The sequence below is a fragment of the Acidovorax sp. SDU_ACID1 genome (assembly GCF_045291395.1).
Lineage (GTDB): Bacteria > Pseudomonadota > Gammaproteobacteria > Burkholderiales > Burkholderiaceae_C > MR-S7.
Genome location: NZ_CP152342.1, coordinates 847,660 through 873,978, shown reverse-complemented (window position 1 = coordinate 873,978; position 26,319 = coordinate 847,660). Strand labels below are relative to the sequence as shown.

The window sequence follows — 26,319 nt, the reverse complement described above, 5'->3', positions numbered from 1 at the left end:
CGCCGCAGATGGCCGTCAAATCCCCTTCCGAAATCGCGCGTGAAACCCTCAAGCTGTTGGCCACGCGCCGGCTGGCCCCCACGCCCGACAACTACCACACGCTGTACAGCGAAGTGTCCGGCCATCCCGGCGCTGCACTCTTTCCCGAAGTGCCGCTGCGCCAGATCATGCGCGTGCTGCCAGGGCAGACCCCGGCGCAAAAGCGCCTGCTGGACCATTTCGAATCCGCCGTGGCGGCCCAGGACTGGGCCGCGCTGCAGAACGTGCTGGTGGGCTACGCCAACCTGGGACTCGCACCGGTGGCCGCAGCCGCGGCACCCGAGGCCGCAAGCACCCACCTGCCGGCCCAGTTCGCGGAGCACTTGGCGCGCCTCGTGGACAACACCCTGCCCGCCCTGGGCGAAGACGACGCCCGCGTGCACGAGATGGCCGCGCAGCTCACGCAGTTCCTGCGCCAGCCGGCGCCGCCCGTGTCCACCGCGGAGCTGCTGCTGAACAACTTCGGCTACCGCCTATCCTTCGCCGCCGAGGACCAGGCGGCCATCCGTGCCGGCCTGCTGCGGCTGCTGCACATGGTGTTCGAGAACATCGCCGCACTGAGCGAAGACGACCGCTGGCTGCAGGGCCAGGCCGAGGCGCTGCAGGCCGCCGCCACCCCGCCGCTCACGCTGCGGCGGCTCGACGACGTGCAGCGGCGCCTGAAGGACGTGATCTTCCGGCAGACCGAGGCGCGCGAGCGCACGGTGCAGGCCCAAGGCCAGATGAAGGAGCTGCTGGCCACCTTCATCGACCGGCTGGCGCAGATGGACGAATCCAGCACCGCCTACCACGAGCAGCTGGAAAACTGCGCCGAGCGCATCGGCCAGGCCACCCAGCTGCACGAACTCACGCCGCTGCTCGAGGAGGTGATGGCCGCCACGCGGGCCATGGCCCTCAACAGCCGCATGGTGCGCAGCGAACTGCACGACCTGCGCGAACGCACCGACGCCAAGCGTGCCGAGATCGACCAGCTGCGCGAGGAGCTCGAGCACGCCAGCGCCCAGGCGCGGCACGACCCGCTGACGGGCTCGCTCAACCGCAAGGGGCTGGACGAAGCCATCGACCGCGAGGTGGCGCGCGCCCGGCGCAACGGCTCGCCGCTGTGCGTTGCCCTGCTGGACCTGGACGACTTCAAGGCCATCAACGACCGGCTGGGCCACACGGGTGGCGACGCGGCCCTCAAGCACCTGGCCGACGTCACCCGCCAGGTCATGCGCCCGCAGGACCAGCTGGCGCGCTACGGCGGGGAGGAATTCGTGCTGCTGCTGCCCGACACCGGCGTGGCCCAGGCCGTGGAAGCCATGAAGCGCCTGCAGCGCGAGCTCACGACGCGCTACTTCCTGCAAGACCAGGAGCGCGTGCTCATCACCTTCAGCGCCGGCGTGGCCCAGGTCGACGACGAGGAGCGCAGCACGGACGCCCTGCGCCGCGCCGACCAGGCCATGTACCTGGCCAAGCGCGCCGGCAAGAACCGCGTGGTGGCGGCCTAGGGCTTCTGGCGTTTACTATCGAATAGAGAGCTTCTCGCGCTTGCTGGATAAGCGCTGGAGCCCTTTTTCATATGTATTTTCTTCAGCCCGCCACGGGCAGGCCCGGCACCCACGACAGGGGCTGCGCGGCAGCCTTGGCGGCCCGGCCGCCCGCGAAGGACGGGTCCACGAGGTCCGCCACCGTCAGGCCGTCGAGCACGGCCAGATAGGCCTGCGTGGCCTGCCCCAGCACGCTCTGCAGGCGGCAGCGCCCGCTCATGCGGCACTGGTTCATGTCCGCGTTGAAGCATTCGACCATGTCGAAATCGGTTTCGGTCATGCGCACCACCGTGCCCAGGTTGATCTCGGACGCGGACTTCATGAGCCGCATGCCACCGCCCCGCCCGCGGGTGGTGTCCAGCAGTCCCTCGGCCGCGAGCTGCTGCACGATCTTCGTCAAATGGCTGCGCGAGATGGCATGCGCCTCGGCCACCTCGCTGATGGTCACGGGTTGCTCCCGCTCCTGGCAGGCGGCGCAGTACATGAGCACGCGCAAGGTGTAGTCGGTCCACTGGGTCAGTCGCATGGTATTGCCCCGCCAACGCAAAGATTCACACGCAATGGATTTTATCGAATTAAAATATTCACACTAAATGAACCTTTAAAAGGACACCCCACATGAACGCCGTCGTCTCCGCCGCACCCGCCATCGATCCCGGCCAAGCCATCGGCCAGATCGCCGTGCAACTGCCCGGCGCCACCGCCGTGTTCCGCCGCCTCAAGCTCGATTTCTGCTGCGGCGGCCAAGTGAGTCTGCGCCAGGCCGCCGGCGAGAAGGGACTGGACCTGCCGGCACTGGTGGAAGAGCTTTCCGCCCTGCAGCGCCCCACCGCGCTGCCCGACTCCGGCACGCCCGCCGAGCTGATCGACCACATCCTGGCGCGCTACCACGAGGTGCACCGCGCCCAGTTGCCCGAGCTGATCCGCATGGCCCGCCGCGTGGAGGCCGTGCACCGCGGCAACCCGAACACCCCGCACGGCCTGGCCGACACGCTGGAGGCCATGCACGGCGAACTGCTGTCGCACATGCACAAGGAAGAAGCCGTGCTGTTTCCCATGCTGCGCACGGGCGGCAACGCCTTCGTGGTGCAGCCCATCGGCATGATGCGCAGCGAGCACACCGACCACGGCGAGGCGCTGGCCGAAGTGGCGCGGCTGACCAACGACATCACGCCGCCGCCCGAAGCGTGCAACACCTGGCGCGCGCTGTACGCCGGGCTGGCCCAGCTCAGCGACGACCTGATCAACCACATCCACCTCGAGAACAACGTGCTGTTCCCGCAATTCGAAGCCGCCTCGCAAAGCTGCGGCGGCGCCAGTGGCTGCGGCTGCAGCGGGGGGCAGTGATCAGCGCGGCGGCTGCTGCAGCAGGTGGAAGTCCAGCAGCCGCGTGGCCATCACGGTCTCGGACAGGAAGAGCACCAGCGCCAGCAGGAACGAGAGCACCCCGGCCAGGAATCCCACCACTGCCAGGCGCACGGCCTGCAGTCCCATGATCTCGCCGAGGAACAGCAGGATGATGGTCAGCCCGATCAGGAAGGCGCAGAGCGTGAGCAGCCCGATGCACACGTTGGTCATGCGCCCACGCGTGCGCAGCGTGGCCAGCTCGGCATAGGAGCGCGCGAGCAGTTCGGGGTCGGTGCTGGCCCGCGCCTGGTCCTCCACGATGCGCGCACGGTCGATGATGCGCGCAAGGCGCCCGGCCACCGCCGCGATCATGCCGGTGACGGCCGTGAGCAGGAACACGGGCGCGACGGCGAGTTGGATGCCATGGGTGATGGCGTTGGCGTCAAGGACGGCTGGCATGGAAAGCACGTACGGTGGGAACGGAGCGCGTGATTATCCCGCCGTCACGCCCCCAGCCCGCCGTAGCGGAACACCACGCCCGCCAGCACGAACCCCACCGACAGCAGCGTGACCGCAGCCACATGCCACGCCATGAGCGGCAGCGTCGCCGCACTCAGCCGGGGGATCACGCGCAGCTGCGCATGCAGCGCGACGAGCGCCGTGGCCGCGAGCAGCATGAGCTTGAGCGCCACGGCCCGCGCCAGCGGCGCGTTGGGGGCGAACCACTGCGTCCAGTCCGGCACGAGCTGCAGCGCCATCCACAGGCCCGTGGCGACCTGGACGGCCAGTGCCGACATGCCCAGCCGCTCGTAGCTGCGTTCGAAATCGAGCAGCACCTGCGGCGCGCGCAGGCGCAGCGCGCGCGGCAGCACAGTGAGCGCGAGCACGAGGTGGCCGCCCGTCCACACGGTGGCGGCCAGCACGTGCAGGGCGAAGATGGCGTGGTACATCAGCGGCGCCCCGCCAGCGGGTAGGCCGGGTCGGTATAGCCGGGCGTGGAGGGGTGGCCGGGCGCGACCAGGCTGTCGATGAGCGCCTCATCCTCCGCCGTGACGGTGTAATCCAGCGCGGGCAGGTAGTCCTGCCACTGTGCCAGCGTGCGCGGGCCGGCGATCACGGCGCTGACGGCGCGATGCGCCAGCACCCACGCGGTGGCGAACTGCGCAAGCGTCACTCCGCGCGCCTCGGCATGGCCCTTGAGGCGCTGGGCGATGGCGAGCGATTCCTCGCGGAACTCGGTCTCCGTGATGCGCTTATCGCCACGCGCGGCGCGCGAGCCCTCGGCGGGCGCCTGCCCCGGCAGGTACTTGCCGGTGAGCACGCCGCGCGCCACGGGGCTGTAGGGCGTCACGCCCAGGCCGTAATGCATGCAGGCGGGCAGGATCTCGACCTCGGGCATGCGGTTGAGCAGGTTGTAGTACGGCTGGCAGACCACCGGGCCGGGCATGCCGATGCGGCGCGCGCCATGCACCATCTCGGCGATGCGCCAGCCGCGGAAGTTGGACAGGCCCCAGTAGCGGATCTTGCCCGCGCGCAGCAGCGCGTCGATGGCGAAGAGCGGCTCCTCCAGATCCATGCCCTCGTAGTCGCGGTGCAGGTAGAGGATGTCCACGTGGTCGGTGCGCAGGCGCGCCAGGCTCGCCTCCACCTCGCGCAGCATCCAGGCGCGCGAATAGCGGCTCTCGTTCACGCGGTCGGACATCTTGTTGCCCAGCTTGGTCGCCAGCACCCAGTCGTGGCGCTGGTCCGCGAGCAGCGTGCCCAGCATCGTTTCGGACGCGCCCTTGGTGTACACGTCGGCCGTGTCGATGTAGTTCACGCCGTGCGCGCGCGCATGCGCGACGATGGAGGCGGCCTCCGCCTCGCCGGTCTGGTCGCCGAACATCATCGTGCCCAGGCACAGGTTGGAGACTTGCAGGTTGCTCTTGCCGAGGCGGCGGTATTGCATGGGAAACCTTTCGCTATCAAATAATGAGCTGCTTGCGCTTGACCAGTAAGCGCTGAAGGCCGATTTAGCTTGAATCCTTCACTGGGGATTCACCCGGGCATTTCTCGAAACGCGAGCGCAGCGCCCCGTCCACCAGCACCTGTTCCTCGAACATCGCGGCGGGCCGCACCCACAGGCCGCGCTCGCCGTAGAGCGCGCGGTACAGCGTCATGGGCTCCAGCGTCTCGCTGTGGCGCACGGTGTCGATCACCTCGTAGAGCATGCCCTTGTGGTGGCGGTACAGGCCAGGGGGCGTGCGCGGCAGCGCAGGCAGGTCGTCGTCGTTCATGGATCAGTAGTGGGGAGGCAACTCGTCGCGCAGGTTGCGCACGGTCGCGCCGCCGCCTTCGGGCACCTGCTGGCGCAGTTGCGCCACCTCGCGCGCGAGCTGGTCGATCTGCTGTTGCTGCCGGTAGATGGTGAGGTTGAGTTGGTCCAGCAGATCTTCCGTGAAGCTGGCCTTGATCTCCAGCGCTTCGATGCGCTGGGCTGGGTTTTGCGTGTCGTCGTGCATGGCGGTCAGTATGTGGATTCGACCAGATGAAGCTGGCTGGGCTGATCCAGCAGCCACTCGGTCAGCGCCACAGTGCAAAGGATGTCTTCGTTCAGCGGCAAGTCCTTGCCCAGCACGAATCGCAGCAGGATGAAGCCCTGGCGTCCGCCGCGCTCGACAGGACGGAATGCATCGCCCCATGAGCGGGCCTCGTAGTGGAAGCGTGACGCATAGCCCTCACGCCGGTCTGGCGGCCAGCACGCGATGCGCGCACCCGGGCCGCCCTCTCGCCAGGGCCGGGCATCTTGCGGGTCGATGAACAGCTCCACCTGGATAGCCGTGGGCTGCGCGCGCCGCAGCGGAATGCCGTGCACGGCCCGCGTATCGTTGACCTGCGCCAGCGTGCGCGAGAACACCGGCACGAATGCCTTGCCGTCCAGCGCCAGCACGCGGCGGTTGGATGCCTGCAGCTCGGCGGTGCGCCGTGCATAGGCTTCGGCCACGCAGCCTTGGCTTTCGCAGCGGTTGCGCACGCGTAGCCAGCGCAATTGGCCGGCCCGCAGGGCGGCCAGTGCGGCGTCGCCGTCGGGCTTGGCCTGCGCGGTTCTGTAGGCCTCCGTCAAGCGCTGGTCGGCCTGCATCAGCCCGGCGTTGGCGCAGACCCAATGCTCCACCACCTTCTCGGCCCGCTGGCAGTCGAATCCGGGGGCAGGCACGGCCGGCTCCTCGGCTCGGGCCACCATGCCGCACAGCAGCCCCAGCCACAGCAGCACAGAAGGCGCCAGCGTCTTCATCTTCAGGCAGGCGACTTCAAACGGCCTGGCCCAGGCGCGCCACGCCTTCGCGGATCTTGTCCACGCCGGCCGTGGCGAAGGACAGGCGCAGCGTGGCGTGGTCGGGGTTGGCGCAGAAGAACGGCGTGCCCGGAACGAAGGCCACGCCCTTGTCGATGGCGCGCTTGGCGAGCACGTTGCCATCGGCCACCGCGCCGGTCGCACCCGTGAGGCGCGCCCACACGAAAAGCCCCCCTGCGGCTGGACGAACTCGACGGCCGCGCCGAGTTCGCTCCGCAGCGCGTCGCCCATGGCCTGGGCGCGCTCGGCGTACACGGCGCGCACATGGGCCAGCGTGCCGGGCATGCGGCCGGCCTTGAGGTACTGCGCGGCCGTGGCCTGGGCGAAGGTGCTGGTGTGCGCGTCGCTGAACTGCTTGCACATCGTGGCCTTGGCCAGCAATTCGGACGGCGCGATGAGCCAGCCCACGCGCAGGCCGGGCGAGAGCACCTTGCTCAAGCTGCCGCAGTGCGCCACCAGTTCGCGGCTGCCCGGCACCTCGGGCGTAAGCGCGAGCAGGCTGGGCGGGGGGCGTCGCCGAAGTACAGGTCGCCGTAGGGATCGTCCTCGACGATCAGCGTCTGGTACTTCACGGCCAGCTCCAGTACCTTCCTGCGGCGCTCCAGACTCAGCATGGCGCCGCTGGGGTTGCCGAAGGTGGGGATCAGATAGACGAACTTGGGCTGGTGTTCAGCGATGAGCTTTTCCAGCGCGTCCGTCTTCACGCCGTCGCCGTCGATGGGCGCGCTGATGAGCTCCGCGCCGTACAGGCGGAAGCACTGGATGGTGGCCAGGAACGTGGGCCCCTCGACGATCACCTTGTCGCCGGGGCTGATCAGGGTCTTGCCCAGCAGGTCCAGCGCCTGCTGGCTGCCCGTGGTGACGATGAGCTGCTCGGGCGCCACGTCTTTGGCCCCCTTGGCGGCCATGAAGGCCGAGCTGCTCGCGCAGCGGCTGGTAGCCCTCGGTGGCGCCATATTGCAGGGCGGAGCCAGGCTCCTCGGCCAGGGCCCGCTGGCTGGCCTCGCGGATGCCGTCCACGTCGAACATGGCGCTGTCGGGAAAGCCGCCCGCGAAGCTGATGATGCCGGGCTTGCCCAGCAGCTTGAACAGCTCGCGGATGGCGGAGGTTTCTACCTTGTTCAGACGGTCGGCGAATTGCATGGGACGATGGCGGAGGGTGGCAAAGCCGCCATTGTCGCCAATGCGCCGCGCGCCGGGGTCAATCGACCCGGATGTCCGAGCGCGCCGCCACCGCGCGCATCAGCGGCAGTTCGCGCTCGATGCGCTCCTGTAGCGCGCTGCCCGGGCCCCAGGCGGGCGAGAGGCCGATGTCCACCAGCTTCTGGCGCAGCGCGGCATCGGCCATCACGTCGGCCAGGGCCTTCTCCACCTTCTGCCGGATGGGCGCGGGCAGCCCGGCGGGCGCGAGGAAGGCGAACCACGTGTCCATGTGGAAACCAGGATAGCCGCTCTCCGCCACCGTGGGCACCTGGGGCAGCAGCGGCAGGCGCTGGCCGCCCAGCGTAGCGATGGGGCGGATCTTGCCGGCCTTGATGAGCGGAGTGGTGGCCACCACCGTGTCCACCGCCAGTTGCACCTGGCCACCCATGAGCGCGGTCAGGCTCGGCGAGCTGCCGTTGAACGGCACGTGCATGGCCTTGAGCCCCGTGGCAGTCTTGAGCATCTCGCCGCCGAAGTGCACCGACGAGCCCGTGCCGTACGAGCCGTACGAGAACTTGTCGGGCGCGGCCTTCGTCAGCGCCACCAGCTCCTGCAGCGTGCGGCCCGGCGTGTCGTTGTGCGCCACGAGCACCAGGCCCATGTCGGCCACCAGGCCCAGCGGCGTGAAGCTGCGCAGCGGGTCGTAGGGCAGCGACGTGCGGATGGCTGGGTTGTGCGTGAGCGTAGTGCTGGCGCCGAGGAACAGCGTGTAGCCGTCGGGCGGCGCCTTGGCCACGATGCCGCCCGCAACCACCGTGCCCGCGCCCGGGCGGTTCTCGACGATCACGGGCTGGCCGAGCTTGTCCGAAAGGCCCGTGGCCAGCAGCCGCCCCAGGATGTCGGTGGCGCCGCCGGGCGCGAAGGGCACGATCAGCTTGATCGGCCGGTCCGGGTAGTGCTGCGCGAAGGCCGCTGGCGCGGCCAGGACGGCAGCGCCGGCGGCGAGGCAGGCGAGAAAGCGGGAACGGGAAAGCAAGGCCATGGCAGATGTCTCCTTTTGGATGGTTCGTGGGTCGGTTCAGCCGAGCAACGGGCTGCGCTGGCGCGCATAGCCGCTGGCCTGGTCATAAGCGTGGCCGATCTGCAGCACCGCCAGGTCGGCTTGCGCGGGGCCGATGATCTGCAGGCCCGCGGGCAGCCCTTGCGGCCCGAAGCCCGCGGGGGCTGCGAGCGCGGGCAGGCCGGCCATGGTGGCGGGCACCACGCATTGCATCCAGCGGTGGTAGGTGTCCATGGCGCGGCCGCCCACGGCGTGGGGCCAGTCGAGCGTGGCGTCGAACGGGAACACCTGGGCAGCAGGCAGGACCAGGAAGTCGTAGGTGTCGAACAGGCGGCGCAGCGTCTCGTACCAGGCCGAGCGCACGCGGGCCGCGTCGTACACCTGCATGGCGGAGAGCGCACGGCCGCGCTTGATCTCCCACACGGCCTCGGCCTTGAGCAGCGCGCGCTTGGCCGGGTCGTCGCAGAGCGGCCCGTTGGCACCCGCCACGGCGAAGCTGCGCAGGTCGATCCAGGCGTTCCACAGCCGCTCGAAGTCGAAAGCAGGCACCACCTCCTCCACCGCGCAGCCGATGTCGGCAAAATGCCGCAGCGCGGCGCGGCAGGTGTCCAGCAGGCCTGGCTCGGTGGGCAGGTGGCCGTTCAAATCGCCCAGCCAGCCGATGCGCGCGCCGCGCCAGCCGCGCTCCAATGCGGCAGACCAGTCCTGCCGCCCTTCGCTGCGGCGCGTGAGCGGCAGGCGCGCGTCGAACCCGGCCTGCACCGACAGCAGCAGCGCCAGATCGGGGATGTTGCGCGCCATGGGGCCCGCCACGCTGAACTGCTGGAAAAACACCTCTTCCGTGGGCCCGTGCGGCACGCAGCCGACGGACGTGCGCAGGCCATAGACGTTGTTGAACGCCGCCGGCGTGCGCAGCGAGCCCATCATGTCCGACCCGTCGGCCACCGGCAGCATGCGCAGCGCCACGGCCACCCCGGCCCCGCCGCTGCTGCCGCCGGCCGAGCGCGCCGGATCGAACGCGTTGCGCGTGGTGCCGTAGACCGGGTTGTAGGTGTGGCCGCCCAGGCCGAACTCCGGCGAATTGGTGCGCGCCACGAACAGGCTGCCGCCGGCGCGCATGCGCTCGAAGACGACGGCGTCGGCCTGCGGCACCTGGCCCGCGAAGATGGGCGAGCCCTTGGTCGTCACCATGCCCGCCACGGGCATGATGTCCTTGGGCGCCTGCGGAAAGCCGTGCAGAGGCCCCAAACTCTCGCCCCGCGCCAGGCGCTCGTCCAGGCCGCGCGCCTGGGCGCGCAGCACATCGCAGTCCGCGAACGCCACGAGGGCGTTGACCACGGGGTTGAGCCGGTCGATCTGCGCGCAGTAGGCATCGAGCACCTCCACGCACGACAGCGCACGTGCGTGGATGGCCTGCGACAGTGCGGTCGCCGTCCATTCGACGATCTCGTCCGCGCGGGCCAGGGGGGGGATGAATCCATGAAACTCCTCATGTGGGCAAGCCGATGCCAGGGCAGGATACGCAGCCTCCCGCGTTTCGACAATCGCCGTTTTATTGATGCCGCTTTGCGTTTTTCGCAAAGCATGAAAGACCCCGCCATGCTTGCCCATCGCCTGCAGGACACCGCGCTGCGCTACTTCCTCGAGGTGGTGCGCACCGGCTCGGTCAGCGAGGCCGCCGCGCGACTCAGCGTCTCTCCCTCGGCCGTGAGCCGCCAGGTGGCGGGCCTGGAAGACCTGCTGGGCGTGCCGCTGTTCGAGCGCCGCCCGCGCGGCATGGTGCCCAGCCCCGCGGGCGAGCTGCTGGCGGCCCACGCGCGGCGCGGCGCGCTGGAGGCCGACCGCGTGGTCTCCGACATCCAGGCGCTGCAGGGGCTGCGGCGCGGGCTGGTGCGGCTGTACAGCTCCGCCGGCTTCGCCATCGAATTCCTGCCGCGCGCGATCGCCCTGTTCCGCGCTCGCCATCCCGGCATGCAGTTCCATCTGCGCACCGCCGCGCCCACGGCCGTGACCCAGGCCGTGCTCGACGGCGACGCCGACATCGGCCTGACCTACAGCCGCGCCGCGCAGCGCGACATCGAGGTGCAGCATCGCCAGGTGGCCCCCGTGATCGTCACCATGCTGCCCAGCCACCCGCTGGCGCGCCACGCCGGCGTGACCCTCGCGCAGATGCGCCCCTACCCCATCGCCGTGCCCGAGGGCGACAACACCGCCCGCCAGCTCTTCGACATCGCCTGCAGCCAGCGCCGCTTGGTCTTCGAACCCGCCCTGGTCACCAGCCAGTTCGAAGCGCTCACGCACTTCGTGCTGCACGGCGGCGGGATCGCGCTCGGCGGAGAAGTCACGGTGCGCGAGCGCGTGCGCCGCGGCGAGCTGCACGCGGCGCTGATCCGCGAGCGCGCCCTGAGCGGGCGCGCAATCGAGCTGCAAACGCTGGCGGGCCGCACGCTGCCCGAGGGCGTGCGCGCCTTCGTGGACCATGTCCGCGCCCTGCTGCCCGCGCCCGGCTCGACGACAATGCCCGACACCCCATGAAAACCACGGACATCGAACCCTTCTTCGCCGCGCTCAAGGCCGCCAACCCGCAGCCCAACACCGAGCTGGAATACACCACTCCCTTCGAGTTGCTCGCCGCCGTGCTGCTGTCGGCCCAGGCCACCGACGTGGGCGTGAACAAGGCCACGCGCAAACTGTTCCCGGTCGCGGGCACGCCCCAGGCCGTGCTGGACCTGGGGCTGGAACGGCTGGAGGGCTACATCAAGACCATCGGCCTGTACCGTACCAAGGCCCGCAACCTCCTGGAGACCTGCCGCATCCTCGTGGAGCGACACGGCGGCCAGGTGCCGCGCACGCGCGAGGAACTGGAGGCGCTGCCGGGCGTGGGCCGCAAGACGGCCAACGTGGTGCTGAACGTGGCCTTCGGCCAGCCCACCATGGCCGTGGACACGCACATCTTCCGGGTGGGCAACCGCACGGGCCTGGCGCCGGGCAAGAACCCGCTGGCGGTGGAGATGCAACTGCTCAAGCGCGTGCCACCCGCCTATGCGGTGGACTCGCACCACTGGCTGATCCTGCTGGGCCGCTACGTGTGCCAGGCGCGCAAGCCGCGCTGCTGGGAATGCATTGTGGCTCCCTGGTGCGACTATCAGCCCAAGACGCCACCGCCCGGCGTCAATCAAAAACCGTAGCTGCTTGCGCATACGGCACCGCTCCAGGACTTGCTTCAATACCGGTTGGAAAAGTTCGCACTGATGCGCTGGCGCAGGTACTCCGCGCCCGTGACGGGCGGGTACTTCCTGCGCGGCCCTTCGATGACCGCGTCCTCGTTGGCCTGCGCGAAGAATGCCAGGCTGTAGCGCGCCCCTTGGTATTCATGCGGCAGCGGGTTGCGCACGCGGTGGAAATTGCTCGGAAGCAGGTCGTCGCTCCAGCGCATGAGCATGTCGCCGATGTTGCAGGTGATGACGCCCTCCACCGGCTGCACGCTCGTCCACGCGCGGTCGGCCATCTCCTTGCCGGGCAGCACCTGCAGGCCGCCTTCGCCGGGGCGCTGGAACAGCAGCGTCAGGCAATCGAAATCGGTGTGCGCGCCCGCGCGCCACAGGCCCAGTTCGTCCTTGAGCGCGGGATCGACGGCGAAGTAGTGCAGCATGCGCAGCGTGCTCTGGTAGCCGGGGCTTTCGGGGTCGTGCGCCTGGGTGAAGAAGTCGTCCGCAAAGCCGAGCTTGTAGGCGAAGCACGAAAGCAGCTGCATCGCGACTTCCCAGCACTGGCGCTCGAAGGCCAGCGTGGCCTCCTTGAAGCCAGGCAGCTCGGCCTCGCCGGGCCACAGGCCTTCCATGCGCGGGCGCGTGAGCTGGTACGACTCCTTCTGGTCGGGCGTGCGCGTGGAGGGGCGGATCTGCGCCTTGTGCTCCCAGCCCGCGTTGCGCGCCAGCGGCCATTGCGCCTTGGTCTCTGCCGGCAGCGCGAAGAATGCGGCGGCGCGCTCGAACGCGGCGCGGATGTCTTCCAGCGGAATGCCGTGGTGGCTGACCTGGAAGAAGCCGATGTCGACCGACGCGCTCCAGATCTGCTCGGCGATCTCGTGCTTGCGCGCCTCGAAATGGGACAGGTCGATCACGCGCACCTCGCGCGCCGATTCGGTGCCCATGCCGCCCATGCCGGCCTCCTTGGCCAGCTCGCTGCGTACGTCGGGGGCGACTTCAGGGTTGTAGGGCGTGGTGGTGGTCTGGGTCATGTGTGTCCTCGTTCAGTGGATTGCGGGAAACAAGAGCAATGACCCGCGCGGGCGGCCTGCGGCCCGGCTGAACGCTTCTACTCTCGCGCCCGGTGCATGCAAACGGCGGGCCAGCACAAATCACCGAAGTGGTGCGCCGCGATGGGCACGCTTCATGCAACGCAGGCCGGCGAGTAGAAGCGTTCAGCACGGCGGGACCCGCCGTCGCCCGGAAATTGCTCAGTTCCCCACCGCCCTCTTTTCGGAGCCACCGCCATGCAACGCCGCCACTTCCTCGCCTCCACCCTCGCCAGTTCCGTCGCCCTGCCCGCCGCGCGGGCGCAGGGCCTCACGCCGATCAAGTTCACGCTGGACTTCCGCGTGACCAGCCAGACGGCGCCGTTCTTCCTGGCGCTCTCCAAGGGCTACTACAAGGATGAAGGGCTGGCCGTCAGCATCGACGTGGGCGCGGGCTCCGTCGCCTCGATCACGCGCGTGGCCAGCGGCGCCTACGACCTGGGCCTGGGCGACATCAGCTCGCTCGTCGAATTCCATGCGGCCAACCCCGACACGCCGGCGCAGGCCATCTACCAGTACTACAACCGCGCGCCCTTCGTCATCATCGGCCGCAAAGACCGCGGCATCACCGGCGACTTCCAGTCGCTCAAGGGCAAGAAGGTCGCCGCTGCCGCGGTGGAGGCCACGCGCCGCTGCTGGCCCATGGCGGCACGCGCGCTCGGTACCTCGCCCGACCTGTTCGCATGGGTGACCACCGATTTCAGCGCGCGCGACAACGTCATGGTGCGCGGCGACGTGGACGCGGCCACCTACTTCCACGACTCCGCCGTGTCGCTGTTCGCGCGCATGCCCGAGAAGGACCTGTCGGTGCTCGGCTTCGGCCAGACCGGCCTGCAGCTCTACGGCAACGCGCTGCTCGCCGGCAAGCTGCTGCAGGAGCGCCCCGAAGCCGCGCGCGCCTTCGTACGCGCCACGCACCGCGCGCTGCGCGAGACGCTGGCCCGGCCCGATGCGGCGCTGGACGCGGTGAAGGCCCGCGAGGTCATCCTCCACGCCGAGACCGAGCGCGCCCGCTGGGCCATCACGCGCCAGTACCTGCTCACCCCCGAGGTGCAGGCCCACGGCCTCGGCGGCGTGCAGGCAGCAGTGCTCGCCCGGCAGGTGGACGAGGTCGCCACCGTCTTCGCGCTGCCGCGCAAGCCCGCGCCCGAGCGCATCTTCAATCCCGCCTTCCTGCCGGCAGACCGCAAGGTGGCCGCATGACAGGGCGCGATGCACTGCCGCAGGAAGCGCCCCTGTCCGAACGCGACGGCCGCTACCTGCGCCACGCCATCGGGCTCGCCACCCGCTCGCGCGAGCGCGGCAGCCCCCGGCCCTTCGGCGCCGTCATCGTCGGCCCGCAGGGCGAGGTGCTGGCCGAGGCCAGCAACGCCAACTGGGAGACGGGCGACTGCACCGCGCATGCCGAGGTCTCGGCAATCCGCATCGCCAGCCCGAAGCACCCGCGCGAGGAATTGGCGCAGGCCACGCTGTACTCGTCGGCAGAACCCTGCGTGATGTGCGCGGGCGCGATCTTCTGGGCCAACATCGGCCGCGTGGTCTTCGGCATCGACGCCGAGCGGCTGCGCGCGTTCCGCGGCGAGCGGCAGGACCAGCGTGACGCGGAGCTGTCGTGCCGCGACGTGTTCCGCGCCTCGCCCCACGCCATCGAGTGCATCGGCCCGGCGCTGGTCGAGGAGGCCTCGGCCTCGCACGCGGGCGCGTGGAAGACCTGACGAAAATATCAGTGAAATAGGCCTCCAGCGCTTGTCCATCAAGCGCTGGCAGCTATCGAAAGAGAAGCATCAACCCCGCGCGCGGCGCTCGCTCGCCAGCGCCCAGGCGAACATGCCCAGCCCGCCCAGGCCCAGCAGCGCGCCCACCCACGCGGTGGATGTCCAGCCCAGCCCGGCGGCGATCGCCAGCCCGCCGAGCCACGCGCCCAGCGCATTGGCCGCATTGAAGGCCGAGTGGTTGAGCGCGGCGGCCAGCGTCTGCGCATCGCCCGCCACGTCCATCAGCCGGATCTGCAAGGCCGGGCCGATGGCCACCAGCGTGCCCAGCGCGAAGGTGGCGATCGCGGCTGCCAGCGGGTGGTGTGCGGCGGGCACGAACAGCACCATCACCACGATCGACCACGCGAGCAGCTTGCCGACCGTAGGCATGAGCGCCTTGTCCGCCATGCGCGAGCCCACGAGGTTGCCCGCCACCATGCCAAGCCCGAACAGCGAGAGCGCCAGCGGCACCACGGCCTGCGGCATGCCCGCCACCTCGATCAGCGTGGGCTTGATGTAGCTGAATACCGAGAACATGCCGCCGAAGCCGATGGCGCCGATGCCCAGCGTGAACCACACCTGCCTGCGCGCCAGCGCTCCCAGCTCGCGCAGCGGCTCGCGCCGCGCGGCGCGGGCATGGCCGGCACCCAGCGGTGCACCATCACCACGGCCGCCACGGCGATGGCGCCCACGAAGGCGAATGCCGCGCGCCAGCCGAAATGCTCGCCCAGCGTGGCCGCGATGGGCACGCCCACCAGCGTGGCGCTGGTCAGCCCCAGCATCACCCAGCCCACGGCCCGCGCGCGCTGGTTGGGCCGCGCCAGCGCCGCCGCCACCAGCGCCGCCACGCCGAAATACGTGCCGTGCGGCAGCCCGCTCATCAGCCGCAGCGCGGCCAGCGCGCCGAGGCCCGGCGCCAGCGCCGAGGCGAAGTTGCCCAGCGCATAGACGGCCATCAGCGCCATCAGCAGCGCCCGCCGTCCCCAGTGCGCCGCGAGCACCGCCAGCACCGGCGCGCCCACCACCACGCCCAGCGCATAGGCGCTGATGAGGTGGCCGGCCTGCGGAATGCTCACGCCCATGTCGCGCGCCACCTCGGGCAGCAGGCCCATGATGACGAACTCGCCCGTGCCGATGGAAAAGCCGCCCAGGCCCATGGCGAGCACGGCGCGCACGAGCGTGCGCTCGTCGGTCGCGGCAGCATCGGCGGTAGACAAGGGGGGAGAGGAAACGGACATTGGAACGGCGGGAGAAAATCAAGGGTTAACCCTTGGATGCGCGCGACCTTAGCACGCACCACCCACCCGCGCAGGCGCACGGGAATCCGCTACGCTGGCGGCCCCTTCCCTTGAAGAACGAGAGACATGACCACCTCCCCCACGCACGGCATCGCCGCCACCGTGCAGGTGCTGGCCTTCGACGTCTTCGGCACCGTCGTGGACTGGCACGGCAGCATCGTGCGCGAGATGCAGGCGCTGCATCCGGAAGTGGATGCCGACGCCTTCGCCCTCGCCTGGCGCGCGGGCTACCAGCCCGCCATGCAACGCGTGCGCAGCGGCGAGCTGGGCTGGACGCGCATCGACGAACTGCACCGGCTGATCCTCGCCGGGATCCTGCCGCGCTTCGGCCTCGCGCATCTGGACGAGGCCGCGCGCCGGCACCTCAACCGCGTGTGGCACCGGCTGGATGCATGGCCCGACAGCGTGGAGGGACTGACGCTGCTCAAGCGCCGCTTCACCATCACGCCGCTGTCCAACGGCAACATCGGCCTGCTGACGAACATGGCCAAGCGCGCCGGCCTGCCCTGGGACTGCGTGTTGAGCGCCGAGGTCTTCCGCGCCTACAAGCCCGATCCGGCCACCTACCTGGGTGTGGCGCAGGTGTTCGACCTGCGGCCCGAGCAGGTGATGCTGGTGGCCGCGCACCACGACGACCTGGAGGCCGCCCGCGCCTGCGGGCTGCGCACGGCGTACATCGAGCGGCCGCTGGAGTTCGGCGCGGGGCACGTCAAGGACGTGACGCCCCGTGCCGGCAACGACCTGCATGCCGCCAGCCTGGTGGCGCTGGCGCAGCAGCTATCGGCCGGCTGACGCCAGCGCGCGGCCGCGCCGCCACTCCAGGCAGCCGATGCCCATGCCGCTGGCGCAGATGATGGCGATGCCCAGCCACGTCAGCGCGTCCGGGAAGTGCCCCCACACCAGCCAGCCCACGGCGGACGCGCTGATGATCTGCAGGTATACGAACGGTGCCAGCGTGGACGCGCCCGCATTGCGGTAGGCGCCGATCTGCAGCAGGTGGCCCAGCGCGCCCGAGACGCCCGTAGAGACCAGCAGCGCCCATTGCGCCGGTCCCAGCGCCTTGAGCACCGGCAGCGCCTGCGGCAGATACCAGGGCAGCGCCAGCGTCAGGCACACGGTGCCGACTGCGCCGCTCCAGACGATGGAGGTGAACGGGTCGTCCGCCGCCACGCGGCGCGTGGCGATGTACTGCGCCGCCATGCAGCAGGCCGTGAACAGGCCCAGCGCCACGCCCAGCGGATGCAGCCCGCCGCCCGGCCGCACGATGACCAGCACTCCGGCAAAGGCCACGCCGCATGCCACCCAGCGCGACAGGCGCGGCGGCTCGCGCAGCAGCCAGGGGGCCAGGGCCAGCACGATCATCGGCGCGAGGAAGTTGATGGCCGTGGCCTCCGCCTGCGGCAGGTAGCGCAGCGCGCTGAAGAACATCAGCGTGGCCATCAGCATGGCCACGCCGCGCAGCACCTGCTCGCGCGGGCGCTTGCTGCGCAGCACACCCGGCCCGCGCAGGGGCAGCACCAGAGCCAGCACCAGCAGCAGGTGGACCGCGTAGCGCACCCAGGACAGCACCAGCAGCGGCAGCCCTGCCGCCATCAGCCACTTGCCGGTGGCGTCCAGGCAGGACAGGGTCCACATGGCCAGGATCAGCAGGACGATGCCGGCCCATGGGTGAGAGGGAGGAGAAGAAGCGACCGGCACGGGACTGCGCGAAAGAAGCAAAGGAAAAGGGCTGGCGCCTTGATGGCGCCAGCCCTTGGCAGGCACTGAGTATGCGCGAGGCGCGCGTTTACTGCTTGACGGCCTCGATCTGCGCCACGATGCGCACGTTCTTCGGGAAGCCGTATTGCACGCCGTAGTCCAGGCCGAACAGGGTGCGGTCGATGGTGGTTTCGAAGTCGCCGCCGCAGACTTCGCGCTTGAGCATGGGGCTGTCGTAGCAGGCGAACTGGTTGGCCTTGAAGGTGACGGGGTGGGTCTGGCCCTTGAGCGTCAGGCTGCCGGCCACGGAGGCCAGCTTGTCGCCGTCGAACGTGAACTTGTCGCCCACGAAGCGGGCCGTGGGGTGCTTGGCAGCGTCGAAGATGTCGGCGCTCTGCAGGTGCTTGTCGAAGGGCGGCGTGCCGGTGTTGATGGAGTTGATCTGGAAGGTGATGTCCACCTTGCCGGTCTTGGCGGCCTTGTCGAGCTGGACGGTGCCTTCCTTCTTGTCGAAGCGGCCACGGTTCACGCTGGCGCCGAAGTGGCTGATCTCGAACGTGGCGAAGGTGTGGGTCGGGTCCACGGCATAGGTGGCGGTTTCAGCCCGCGCGGCGCCCATGGCCATGGTGGCGGCCACGGCGGCCAGTGCGATGAAGGAAGTGCGCATGTCGGAATCTCCTAATGAAAAGGATGGAGGAAGGAAAACGTCACAGCTTGCCCACGCCCGTGAGCGCGAGCTTGAACTTGACCTGCACCTCGTCAGCGACCATGGACGTGTCCGCCCACTCGTTCTCGCCGATCTTGAAGGCCAGGCGCTTGATGGCGAAGGCGCCGGTGGCCGTGGTCAGCGCGCCGCTCTGCGTGAGGGTGACCGGCACCACCACGTCCTGCGCCGCGCCCTTGATGCTGAGCTTGCCGGCCACTTCGTACTTGCCGGCCCCCACGGCCTTGATGGCGGTGGATCGGAAGGTCGCCTGCGGGAACTTGGGCACGTTGAACCAGGTGGGCTTGGGCAGTTCGGCATCGGTTTCCTTGACGCCCAGCGTGGCGCTGCCGGTATCCACCGTGAACGCCACCGAGCTCGACGCCGGCTTGGCGGGGTCGAAAGCCAGTTGCGCATCGAACTTCGTGAACTTGCCCTCCACCGGCACGCCCATCTGCTTGCTCACGAAGGCGATCTCGCTCTGCCCGGGCACGAGCTTCTGCTGCGCCCAGGCGGGCGCACCCGCCAGTACGGCGGCACAGCCCAGCGCCAGGCAAGTCAGGGGGGTCGAAAACTTCATGGAACGCTCCATCGAAAAGAAAAGGAAAAGGCTCAACCGCGCCCGGGCCACATGCGCCCGATCAGGCCATCGCGGTCGATGAACTGGTGCTTGAGCGCCGCCGCCACGTGGAGCAGCACCAGCACCGCCAGGGCATAGGCGAAAACGGCATGCCAGGGCTTGATGGCCTCGGCCAGCTCCTTGTTCACCGGCACGAAATCGGGCAGCTGCACCAGCCCCAGGAAGACGATCGGAAAGCCCGCCGCCGAGCTATAGGCCCAGCCCACCAGCGGCACGATCAGGAACAGCGCGTACAGCGCATGATGCGTGCCGTGGTGCGCCACCTGCTGCCAGCGCGGCATGGCGGCCTGCACCGCGGCGGGCAGCGCCGGCGGGCGGTGCGTCAGGCGCCACAGCAGGCGCACGGCCGACAGCGCCAGGATCGCCACGCCCGCCCACTTGTGCCAGTTGTAGAGCTTGAGCCGCTGCGGGGAGAACGGCAGCCCCGTCATGTACCAGCCCACGCACAGCGCCGCCACGATGGCGGCGCCCAGCACCCAGTGCAAGGCCATGGCGGTGGCGCCGTAGCGGGACGTTGAAGCGGTCATGGAGCGTGCGGTAAGAGACATGGAGGTTTGCTGCGCCGCAACATGCGACGCGATCTGAGCAGTCTAGAGCCGCATTCATGCGCGAAGTTTCAATGGAATTGACGCGAAGGTTCAAATTTTTTGACCCTCCACCGTTTCTGCCGCACGCCACCACTGCGCGGAATCTGCTACAAACCGTGACATACCCTCCCACCGCCTACGCCATGACATCCCCCCACAACGCCGTCGTGTACGGCACCGAAGACGTGCTGATCAGCCTGTGCAATTCCGTGACCCGCGTGCTGTCGGTCGCGACGCAGGGCGCGGTGCACTACTCCGGCATGGTGCAGCGCATCACCAAGACCTGCCTGAAGCCGGACATCGGCTGCTTCGTTCTCTTCGACGGGGGCTTCTCGGGCCTGGTCATCATCAACTTCTCGGCCCAGGCCGCGATGGAGATCTACCAGAGCTACCTGCTGAGCATGGGCATGGCGCAGCAGGACCTGGCCACCTCGTTCACCTCCGACGAAGTGGCCAACGTGATGGGTGAACTCATGAACCAGGTGGTCGGCGACTTCACCGGCAAGGTGCGCCGCGAGCTGCAGACCCACATCACGCAGAACCAGCCCAAGATGCTGGTGCTGAACCAGGAAGTCGTGCTGAGCGTGGACGCCAACCTCGACCAACCCGAGGCACGCCGCGTGACCTTCTACACCGGCAACCACAACATCTTCTACCTGGAGATGGCGATCGACCACACCGAGTTCATCAAGCTCTACGACTTCGAGCCCCAGGAAGTGCCCGACCCCGACGCGCTGATGGCCCAGGCCGCCCCGGCGCCCGCCGCGCCGCCTGCATCCGCAGCCGATGCGGATACCGAAGCGCTGCTCAAGTCCCTGGGCATGTAACGCTCTCAGCTCCTGTATTGATAGCTGCTTGCGCTTTTCTATCAAGCTCCTGCGGCTCTTTTCACTAAAAAATCTCCCCCTGCGTCCTACGGCATGAGAGCGTGCAGACCGACGACGGTACCCAGCACGGCGCCTAGGCTGAACGCATGTCCACCCACACCCAGGAGGTCCCGACATGCCCCGCAACGCCTGGAGCGCCAAGCGCGAGCGCCAATACGAGCACATCAAGAGCAGCCTGCAGCAACGCGGCACCAGGAAAGACACCGCAGAGGAAATCGCCGCGCGCACCGTAAACAAGGAGCGTGCCCAGCACGGCGAGGCTGCAAAGGCCAATCCCAAGACCCTGCGCGACACGCCCGCCCCCGTGCGCGGAGGCCAGCGGTCCCACCAGGGCGCGCAGGGCCGCACGCGCGAACAGCTTTACGAAGACGCGCGCCGCAAGGGGATTGCCGGGCGCTCCAAGATGAACAAGGCCCAGTTGGCGGAGGCCCTGAAGCGCTGACTTCTGGGGGTAGAAAAGTATTGCAGGGACGGCACTAGAATACGGCCCTCCCTGGAGAGTTGGGTGAGTGGTTTAAACCAGCAGTCTTGAAAACTGCCGACGGGCGACCGTCCGTGAGTTCGAATCTCACACTCTCCGCCACTTGCTGAAGCTCCTTTAGCGGTTTCACGTTTTGGCAGGCAGCGGCCCAAGATCAGTCCAAAGACAGCTCGATATCCATCATGCTGGCCACGGGCAGGCCGTTCTTCTTAGCCGGGTTCAGGATGGAGCGGCCTATCCATTCCAGCGAAGCGCGCACTTTTTCGCTGGACGAAGGCTCCAGGACCTTCCAGCGGTCTATGTTCCCTTCGGCGGATATCCACAACCGCACTTGGATTTTCCTTACATCGCCCGGCCAGAGATCCGAAAGCACGTACCACTCGCCGACCAGCTGCGCTGGCAAGTCGATTCCGCTAGACGGATGGTAAAAAGCCGGCGGCTCCGGCATTTGCCTGGCTCCTTGCACACCAGGTGGGGCAGTGCCAGTGTGTGAATTTTTTGACGCTATCTCGGAGAGCGCATCGGGGACTATGACCGTCGCGCCCTTTCTGTTTTCCAGAAGATGGACCTCCATTACATGGGATGCCGGCGCAGAGCCTACTTTAGAAGGGCTCTCCTGGCAGAAAAGAAAAAAGCGACGATGCCATGGAGCAAAGCGCTTGCTGCCCCCGCGATCCACCATCGCCCTTGGCTACAGGCGCAGTTCACCGGAGCACGCTATTTCCAGCAGTAGTCCATTGCTGCGGACTTGGATGCAAATCCGCTATAGGAAGACAAATCCTTGCGGCCATACTGATCGACGGAATAAGTGCCGCACTTATCGCCACTCATGGCTCCTGCCGGAGTAGCTTTCAGGACAAAAGTATCTCGGGTGGTCTTGTCTCCCCCCGTCCCCAGGGCAATGTCGTACATCTTGCCTCCTGACTGGGGGGGAGATACCTTCAAATGGTCCGGCAAAGCGACGTTCGCATCGGCGCTGTCCTTGTCATAACGGTAATTTTCTGTATAGAACCGCTCCATCCATTGCTGGGCAGACAACAGCACCGTCTTCATTTCGGCTCTGCGTCCCTTGGCAATGTATTCCTTGTATGACGGGTATGCCACTGCACTCAGAATCGCAACGATCGCCACGACGATCATCAACTCAATCAGTGTGAAGCCCGCTTCCCGGGAATGTGTCTTCATCGTCTCTCCTGGCTACGGGGTGAACGTACGAATGCCGGGGATTTCCCGCCAATGCATGCGCGGCGAAGAGCTGTAGCAAATCACGGCATCGGAAGTACCACCCAACGCAATGAACGACCGCTGGCCAGGGCCACAGATCGTCTCCTGCTTCGTGCAGTTCTGACCATCTTCATCGCATTTGCAGCCATCTTCGCCGCTCTGACAGGGGAGAGTTTTCTTGCCGCGCCCCTTCGCCGGGTTGTTCTGTGCATACGAAATCTTCTGATCGGTAAAGTCCCGCCCAGAGATCAGCGTCTTCGTCCCGCTTACGTCCTTGGTACCCTGCACATTGCGCTCAGCTTTGCCGGCAATCGGGTCGATGGCGTATAGCGATGCATTCGGCGAAGCATTGCAGGCAACAGCCTGCTGCTCTGCAGTGATGGGTCTGACCGACACGAAGGACATCACGCCCGCCAGCAGCGAAGGGTTGGACAGCACGGCTTCCGACTGGGCCGGCAGGCTCCAGTACCAGCCGGCATTCTTGCTCCAGTCGAGCGTGTCGCCCGCCAGGGTGACTTGGCCGTTGGTATCGCGGGTGGCCGTCCGTTCAGCCAGTTGCGAACCAGCAATCGTGTCCACTCGGCCGGGCCGGTCCCATACCCCATACACGCGGTAGGAGACACCCGTACCGAAGTCCGTGCGCTCAAACGCATTACCGGTAGCAAAGTTCACCATCAACCCGCCCTGGCCCATATACAGCAGGATGGGTGCGGTGGTGATGGGCAGCCCATGCACCGTCGTCTGCCCATTCACAATAGTGTTGTAAGTCGCGCGGAACAGCGGCTTGCCCTCGGTGGCCACGGCCCAGCGGTTGGCCTCGGCGCTGGATATGTCGAACTTCCACATGTTCCCTTGGAGGTCGCCCGCATAAATCACGTCGGCCGTTCCATTGCCGTCATAGTCCTCCCAGCGGGGTGTGGACAGCCCATTGTTCGGACCGGCACTGGCGACCAACTTGATATAGTTCGTGCCCGCAACCCAGCCACCCGACGCACTGCCCTGCACGAACAGGATGTACAGCACCGCCTTGCCGTTCTTCGATTTCTGACCATTGCCGAAAACCACTGCAAATCGGCCATTGTTCAGTTTGACCACAGGCAGGGCCTGATTCGAGAGCGAATGCACGTCCGGGTCGCTGATGATGTAGCCTAGATCCTCATCGTCGTCGGAGGTGAACTGCCACTTGAACACATCGCCGGCATTGGACTCCGACAGTGCGTCCACGCTAGTCACGTCCAGCGCATAGATGGCCTTGCCGCCACGGCCCAACGTTCCGAAGAGGTAGGTGCGCCAGCTTTCCTTGTTGGCATCGGGGTCCGTACCGGTGCCGATGTTCACGTCAGCCGTGAACGGGCTGCCGTCCACATAGGCCCACACGCTGCCGTCCGGCTTGGACTCGACTGCATTGGTGGTGTAGTCAACGCCGCCGATCTTGGTACGCGCAGTGGTGCCGCGCTGCAAAGGAATCTCGGCCAGCCGTTTGGCCAACGCGCCTGGCACATAGGCGAACTTCTCCGCCCCGGTCTTGGAATCGAAAGCATGCAGCATGCCGTCGTTGGACGGCACCCACAGCAGCGGGTTGCGATCCTTGTGGTCGCGCGCGAATTTGGCATATCCCGCATAGCTGGCGCCGTAATAGGCGGCGCTGGGCTCCGACTGCAGCCAGGGGGTGCCGTTGATGATAGGGCCCAGCAGGTTGCTCTCACGCGGCCGCAAACCATTGACGCCCTCCTCGGACTGGTCGCCTCGGATGTAGTTCACCAGTTTCTGCGCATGGGTATCGGTAAGCACGTTGCCGCCGGTGGTGGTCAACTGGGTCTTGTAGCTCGCAGGAAGCGATGCCCACCGGAAGGCGACGCCCCCGCTATCGGCATTGCTGATGATGTCCCGCCCATTACCTTGGCTTCCTGAATAGGTATCGTGCAGCAGCTTGCCAGCCTCCCAGGTATAGAGGGGCTCGAAATAACCTTCGCTGTCGATCTTGTAAGCCTCCAACGTGCCGGAAACGGAGGTCGAATCGAACTTGGCGACATACTTGAATTCGTCGGTTATGAATTGAGAAGACGAGATGGCCGGCGCCGCGTTCGACGACTTCACCAGCGCATCGAGCGCCTTACGCAACTGCTGTTCCAGGATATCGGGGCGACGCGCGAGAAAGTACCCGTCAGGGATGCCGTCGCTACCGGATGTGCCATCAACCTTCAGCCGGTCCCACGATTCCTGGTTGGGGGGCATGGCCAGATCGGTAAAGGTCCCGTTCGAATTGCGCGTGCTCGACGAGAAGTAGCCGTACTTGGCGGCATACCACAACGGATCTTGCACCAGCACGTTGTCGACACCCACCATGCTGAAGGTCATGGTGTGCGGGTAGTCTGCATCACGAATCTTGTTCCAGTCGGAGCCCACATTGCAGCGGCTGCCATCGTTGCTGTTGTTTCCCAGGCATTGCAGATCGCCATCTGCACCGGCCATGATGGCGTCATTCTTGTTGTGCCGGTGGGTCAGATAACGGCCGTCCTTGTCCGTTCCCATCACACTGAAGCCGTGCGTTCCGGTATCGCCCGCCCCCACGTTCAAAATATCGGTGGTGATCTTGATGTTGTAGCCGCTGCCACTTTGAACGACGTCGTAGCGAATGAAGCCCGCTATGTCCATGTCGTAGTCGCCGCCCATCTGGGCGTCGTTCCAGGTAACGACGAAAGAACCCCAGGGCAGGCCTGCATCTTCGGGCTTCTTGGCGGCAATGGCATTGAACGTCAGCAGCGCACCTGGCATCTGCTTGTTGCCGCCCCCATTCCAGAGGCTTTCAGGCGTGATGTAGACGTACTTGCGCGGATCGGTGTTGGGGATAGGCACCTCGATACGGGCCGCGCCGCCGGAGAGCGACGCTGCCAGGGTCTTCACCTTGAGCACGTCCTGAACCGTATCGAGGTCTGGCGGCGGACTGGTGATGTTCCTTATGCGGGAGGTATTGGAATACAACGCCGCGCCCGCCACCTGATAGGTACCGCCCATCCCCGGTGCATCAGGGCAAATGCCAGAGACTTTCGACAGCGTGGAAACGGTCTTACCCGAGCATGACTGACCGAAGGTTCCATCCACAGCCCCCACGGACCGCGTAGTGCCATTCAGCCCCTCCGCGTTGCCGATCTTATCGGTATAAGATGCAAGGCTGCCCTGCGTATTGAACAAGGTGCCAAACGCCGTCGATGCCTGGTTGTCGGCATTTGCGCCCTTGGCCCCATCGAAACTGAGCGCACTGCTGGACAGCGCCATGGTGTACATCGGACGGCAGACGGCATTGCCATACAGACCCCGGCGCACGGCGTTGTCGTTGGACAGCGGGTCCAGCCAGTCTTTCCAGGGTTTAGACACCAGACTCTTAGAAGAATCCTTGGTGGAGCCAGCCAAATTGGTGGGGGATACGTGTGCGTAATACTGCAACGCCTGCACCACCATTTCGCCGATCGGGTTGCCCCAGGCTGGAAGGTTGCCATCGGTCAGATCCTTTGGCAGGGGCTTGTCGCCTGCATATCCGCCCGACTCCCGGCCGTAGAGCACAAAGTTGTCGATGGACTGGATGGCCCCGCCGCCCCTCGTGCGACCATCCGCCGTAGTGCCGGAGCAGGCATTGTTGGCACTGTGGCAGAACACGCCGGACTCCAGGTTGATCTCGTCCGCGAAGTCACCCATGTTCTTGCGCAGGGCACCGGCATTGGTGTTCTTGTCGTAGCTGCCGGTGATGACGCCAAACTCAGCACGCGCTGCCAGCGACGCACTGCGGGCCAGCCCGAATTCCTGGAAGATGCCATAGGGTTTGTAGTTGCTGGTGAGGTTCTCGGGCATCGCCATGCAGCGTTCGTCGCCCAGCATACCCGCCTTGCAGACCTGTACGCGCACGTTCAATTCAGAGGCCGCCGCAGTGCCATAGGCGCTGTCGTCCGTAGCGCTGGGAGGACTTTCTTCGTGCGCAATGCCGCCATTGCCCTTGTTTGCATCCTTGTAATAACGCGCCAGCTTTTTACCAAGGGCGCCAGTGCCCCATTCGCACACCGTACCTTCCACCGTGGCCCACATGAGGTAGTTGCCCTTGGCCAGGCGAATGACCGGGGTGCCGCCTTCACCCATATCGGTGGAGCGGTTGCAGATGCTCAGGCCGGCATATACTTTTTTGTTGCTCCCCGTTTCTTTCGTCAGATTGGCGGGCGTGAACGGCGTGTAGTCCCGGATGTCATTGCCTCGGTAATACTTGACGAACGAGTGCGAATCCTTGGACAGATTGGCTCGCTCCAGCACCG

Annotated in this window: 26 protein-coding genes, 1 tRNA gene and 2 pseudogenes; 10 read left to right on the top strand and 19 right to left on the bottom strand. The window is 67.1% G+C overall.

The annotated features are described in order from the left end of the window. Positions 1–8 precede the first annotated feature (8 nt). The gene (locus AAG689_RS04230; protein ID WP_406626287.1) at positions 9–1,529 is read left to right on the top strand and encodes a diguanylate cyclase; all 1,521 of its coding nucleotides are present in this window, start codon (positions 9–11) and stop codon (positions 1,527–1,529) included. Positions 1,530–1,611: 82 nt separating this feature from the next. Here the strand turns inward: AAG689_RS04230 and AAG689_RS04225 are convergent, their stop codons facing one another. Then, the gene (locus AAG689_RS04225) at positions 1,612–2,094 is read right to left on the bottom strand and encodes an RrF2 family transcriptional regulator (protein WP_406624878.1); all 483 of its coding nucleotides are present in this window, start codon (positions 2,092–2,094) and stop codon (positions 1,612–1,614) included. A 92-nt stretch (positions 2,095–2,186) separates the two neighbouring features. Here AAG689_RS04225 and ytfE point away from each other — a divergent pair, with 92 nt between their 5' ends. Beyond that, positions 2,187–2,915: an iron-sulfur cluster repair protein YtfE gene (ytfE, locus tag AAG689_RS04220; protein ID WP_406624877.1), complete on the top strand. Its 729-nt coding sequence runs from the start codon at positions 2,187–2,189 to the stop codon at positions 2,913–2,915. On the opposite strand, the gene AAG689_RS04215 is transcribed toward ytfE, so the two are convergent. The 9 genes and pseudogenes from AAG689_RS04215 to AAG689_RS04175 all read right to left on the bottom strand — a co-directional run bounded on the left by AAG689_RS04215 (position 2,916) and on the right by AAG689_RS04175 (position 9,925). After that, positions 2,916–3,374 carry a DUF2721 domain-containing protein gene (locus tag AAG689_RS04215; RefSeq protein ID WP_020229746.1) on the bottom strand — a complete coding sequence of 153 codons (459 nt, stop codon included), beginning with the start codon at positions 3,372–3,374 and terminating at the stop codon, positions 2,916–2,918. A 44-nt stretch (positions 3,375–3,418) separates the two neighbouring features. Further along, positions 3,419–3,865, bottom strand: a complete 447-nt coding sequence (locus AAG689_RS04210) for a CopD family protein (RefSeq protein ID WP_406624876.1) — start codon at positions 3,863–3,865, stop codon at positions 3,419–3,421. Then, positions 3,865–4,863, bottom strand: a complete 999-nt coding sequence (locus tag AAG689_RS04205) for an aldo/keto reductase (RefSeq protein WP_406624875.1) — start codon at positions 4,861–4,863, stop codon at positions 3,865–3,867. The genes AAG689_RS04210 and AAG689_RS04205 overlap by 1 nt, the downstream gene beginning before the upstream one ends. Positions 4,864–4,927: 64 nt before the next feature. Continuing rightward, positions 4,928–5,191, bottom strand: coding sequence for a DUF1653 domain-containing protein (locus AAG689_RS04200; protein WP_406624874.1), 264 nt, complete (start codon positions 5,189–5,191; stop codon positions 4,928–4,930). Between the two features lie 3 nt (positions 5,192–5,194). Next, complete coding sequence (locus AAG689_RS04195; protein WP_020229750.1) at positions 5,195–5,416, bottom strand: SlyX family protein; 222 nt, start codon at positions 5,414–5,416, stop codon at positions 5,195–5,197. A gap of 5 nt (positions 5,417–5,421) precedes the next feature. Continuing rightward, entirely contained in the window at positions 5,422–6,189 is a 768-nt protein-coding gene (locus tag AAG689_RS04190; protein ID WP_406624873.1) for a lysozyme inhibitor LprI family protein, read from the bottom strand. Positions 6,190–6,205: 16 nt separating this feature from the next. Beyond that, positions 6,206–7,392 (bottom strand): annotated as a pseudogene (locus tag AAG689_RS04185) (PLP-dependent aminotransferase family protein). Positions 7,393–7,450: 58 nt separating this feature from the next. Continuing rightward, positions 7,451–8,434: a Bug family tripartite tricarboxylate transporter substrate binding protein gene (locus AAG689_RS04180; protein WP_406624872.1), complete on the bottom strand. Its 984-nt coding sequence runs from the start codon at positions 8,432–8,434 to the stop codon at positions 7,451–7,453. 36 nt (positions 8,435–8,470) lie between these two features. Further along, complete coding sequence (locus AAG689_RS04175; protein ID WP_406626286.1) at positions 8,471–9,925, bottom strand: amidase; 1,455 nt, start codon at positions 9,923–9,925, stop codon at positions 8,471–8,473. A gap of 126 nt (positions 9,926–10,051) precedes the next feature. Here AAG689_RS04175 and AAG689_RS04170 point away from each other — a divergent pair, with 126 nt between their 5' ends. After that, positions 10,052–10,987: a LysR family transcriptional regulator gene (locus AAG689_RS04170; protein WP_406624871.1), complete on the top strand. Its 936-nt coding sequence runs from the start codon at positions 10,052–10,054 to the stop codon at positions 10,985–10,987. Next, positions 10,984–11,640, top strand: coding sequence for an endonuclease III (gene nth / locus AAG689_RS04165; RefSeq protein WP_406624870.1), 657 nt, complete (start codon positions 10,984–10,986; stop codon positions 11,638–11,640). The genes AAG689_RS04170 and nth overlap by 4 nt, the downstream gene beginning before the upstream one ends. Positions 11,641–11,675: 35 nt before the next feature. Here nth and AAG689_RS04160 read toward each other — a convergent pair whose 3' ends face one another. Then, positions 11,676–12,692, bottom strand: a complete 1,017-nt coding sequence (locus AAG689_RS04160) for an isopenicillin N synthase family oxygenase (protein ID WP_020229756.1) — start codon at positions 12,690–12,692, stop codon at positions 11,676–11,678. A gap of 255 nt (positions 12,693–12,947) precedes the next feature. Between AAG689_RS04160 and AAG689_RS04155 the strand changes: the two genes are divergently transcribed. After that, complete coding sequence (locus tag AAG689_RS04155; protein WP_406624869.1) at positions 12,948–13,952, top strand: ABC transporter substrate-binding protein; 1,005 nt, start codon at positions 12,948–12,950, stop codon at positions 13,950–13,952. Further along, complete coding sequence (locus AAG689_RS04150) at positions 13,949–14,464, top strand: nucleoside deaminase (RefSeq protein ID WP_406624868.1); 516 nt, start codon at positions 13,949–13,951, stop codon at positions 14,462–14,464. Before AAG689_RS04155 ends, AAG689_RS04150 begins: the two co-directional genes overlap by 4 nt. Positions 14,465–14,533: 69 nt before the next feature. On the opposite strand, the pseudogene AAG689_RS04145 reads toward AAG689_RS04150, so the two are convergent. Next, positions 14,534–15,741 (bottom strand): annotated as a pseudogene (locus AAG689_RS04145) (MFS transporter). Between the two features lie 126 nt (positions 15,742–15,867). On the opposite strand from AAG689_RS04145, the gene AAG689_RS04140 reads away from it, so the two are divergent. Further along, complete coding sequence (locus AAG689_RS04140) at positions 15,868–16,593, top strand: haloacid dehalogenase type II (RefSeq protein WP_406624867.1); 726 nt, start codon at positions 15,868–15,870, stop codon at positions 16,591–16,593. Here the strand turns inward: AAG689_RS04140 and AAG689_RS04135 are convergent. From AAG689_RS04135 to AAG689_RS04120, 4 genes are all read right to left on the bottom strand, one after another. Continuing rightward, entirely contained in the window at positions 16,579–17,520 is a 942-nt protein-coding gene (locus AAG689_RS04135) for a DMT family transporter (RefSeq protein ID WP_406624866.1), read from the bottom strand. The genes AAG689_RS04140 and AAG689_RS04135 overlap by 15 nt on opposite strands. A gap of 67 nt (positions 17,521–17,587) precedes the next feature. Then, entirely contained in the window at positions 17,588–18,166 is a 579-nt protein-coding gene (locus AAG689_RS04130) for a YceI family protein (RefSeq protein ID WP_020229762.1), read from the bottom strand. A 40-nt stretch (positions 18,167–18,206) separates the two neighbouring features. Further along, complete coding sequence (locus AAG689_RS04125; protein WP_020229763.1) at positions 18,207–18,782, bottom strand: YceI family protein; 576 nt, start codon at positions 18,780–18,782, stop codon at positions 18,207–18,209. Between the two features lie 32 nt (positions 18,783–18,814). Further along, a complete protein-coding gene (locus AAG689_RS04120; RefSeq protein ID WP_020229764.1) occupies positions 18,815–19,369 on the bottom strand; it encodes a cytochrome b in 555 nt (184 codons plus the stop codon). A 203-nt stretch (positions 19,370–19,572) separates the two neighbouring features. Here AAG689_RS04120 and AAG689_RS04115 point away from each other — a divergent pair, with 203 nt between their 5' ends. The 3 genes from AAG689_RS04115 (at position 19,573) to AAG689_RS04105 (ending at position 20,899) form a co-directional block, all read left to right on the top strand. After that, positions 19,573–20,256: a DUF3334 family protein gene (locus tag AAG689_RS04115; RefSeq protein ID WP_406624865.1), complete on the top strand. Its 684-nt coding sequence runs from the start codon at positions 19,573–19,575 to the stop codon at positions 20,254–20,256. A 175-nt stretch (positions 20,257–20,431) separates the two neighbouring features. Then, positions 20,432–20,758, top strand: a complete 327-nt coding sequence (locus tag AAG689_RS04110; protein ID WP_406624864.1) for a plasmid stabilization protein — start codon at positions 20,432–20,434, stop codon at positions 20,756–20,758. Positions 20,759–20,811: 53 nt separating this feature from the next. Beyond that, positions 20,812–20,899, top strand: a tRNA-Ser gene (locus AAG689_RS04105). 52 nt (positions 20,900–20,951) lie between these two features. On the opposite strand, the gene AAG689_RS04100 is transcribed toward AAG689_RS04105, so the two are convergent. The 3 genes from AAG689_RS04100 to AAG689_RS04090 all read right to left on the bottom strand — a co-directional run bounded on the left by AAG689_RS04100 (position 20,952) and on the right by AAG689_RS04090 (position 26,317). Continuing rightward, positions 20,952–21,245 carry a hypothetical protein gene (locus tag AAG689_RS04100; RefSeq protein WP_406624863.1) on the bottom strand — a complete coding sequence of 98 codons (294 nt, stop codon included), beginning with the start codon at positions 21,243–21,245 and terminating at the stop codon, positions 20,952–20,954. A gap of 269 nt (positions 21,246–21,514) precedes the next feature. Continuing rightward, positions 21,515–21,982, bottom strand: a complete 468-nt coding sequence (locus AAG689_RS04095) for a type IV pilin protein (RefSeq protein ID WP_406624862.1) — start codon at positions 21,980–21,982, stop codon at positions 21,515–21,517. Positions 21,983–21,994: 12 nt separating this feature from the next. After that, entirely contained in the window at positions 21,995–26,317 is a 4,323-nt protein-coding gene (locus AAG689_RS04090) for a pilus assembly protein (protein ID WP_406626285.1), read from the bottom strand. Positions 26,318–26,319: the final 2 nt, after the last annotated feature.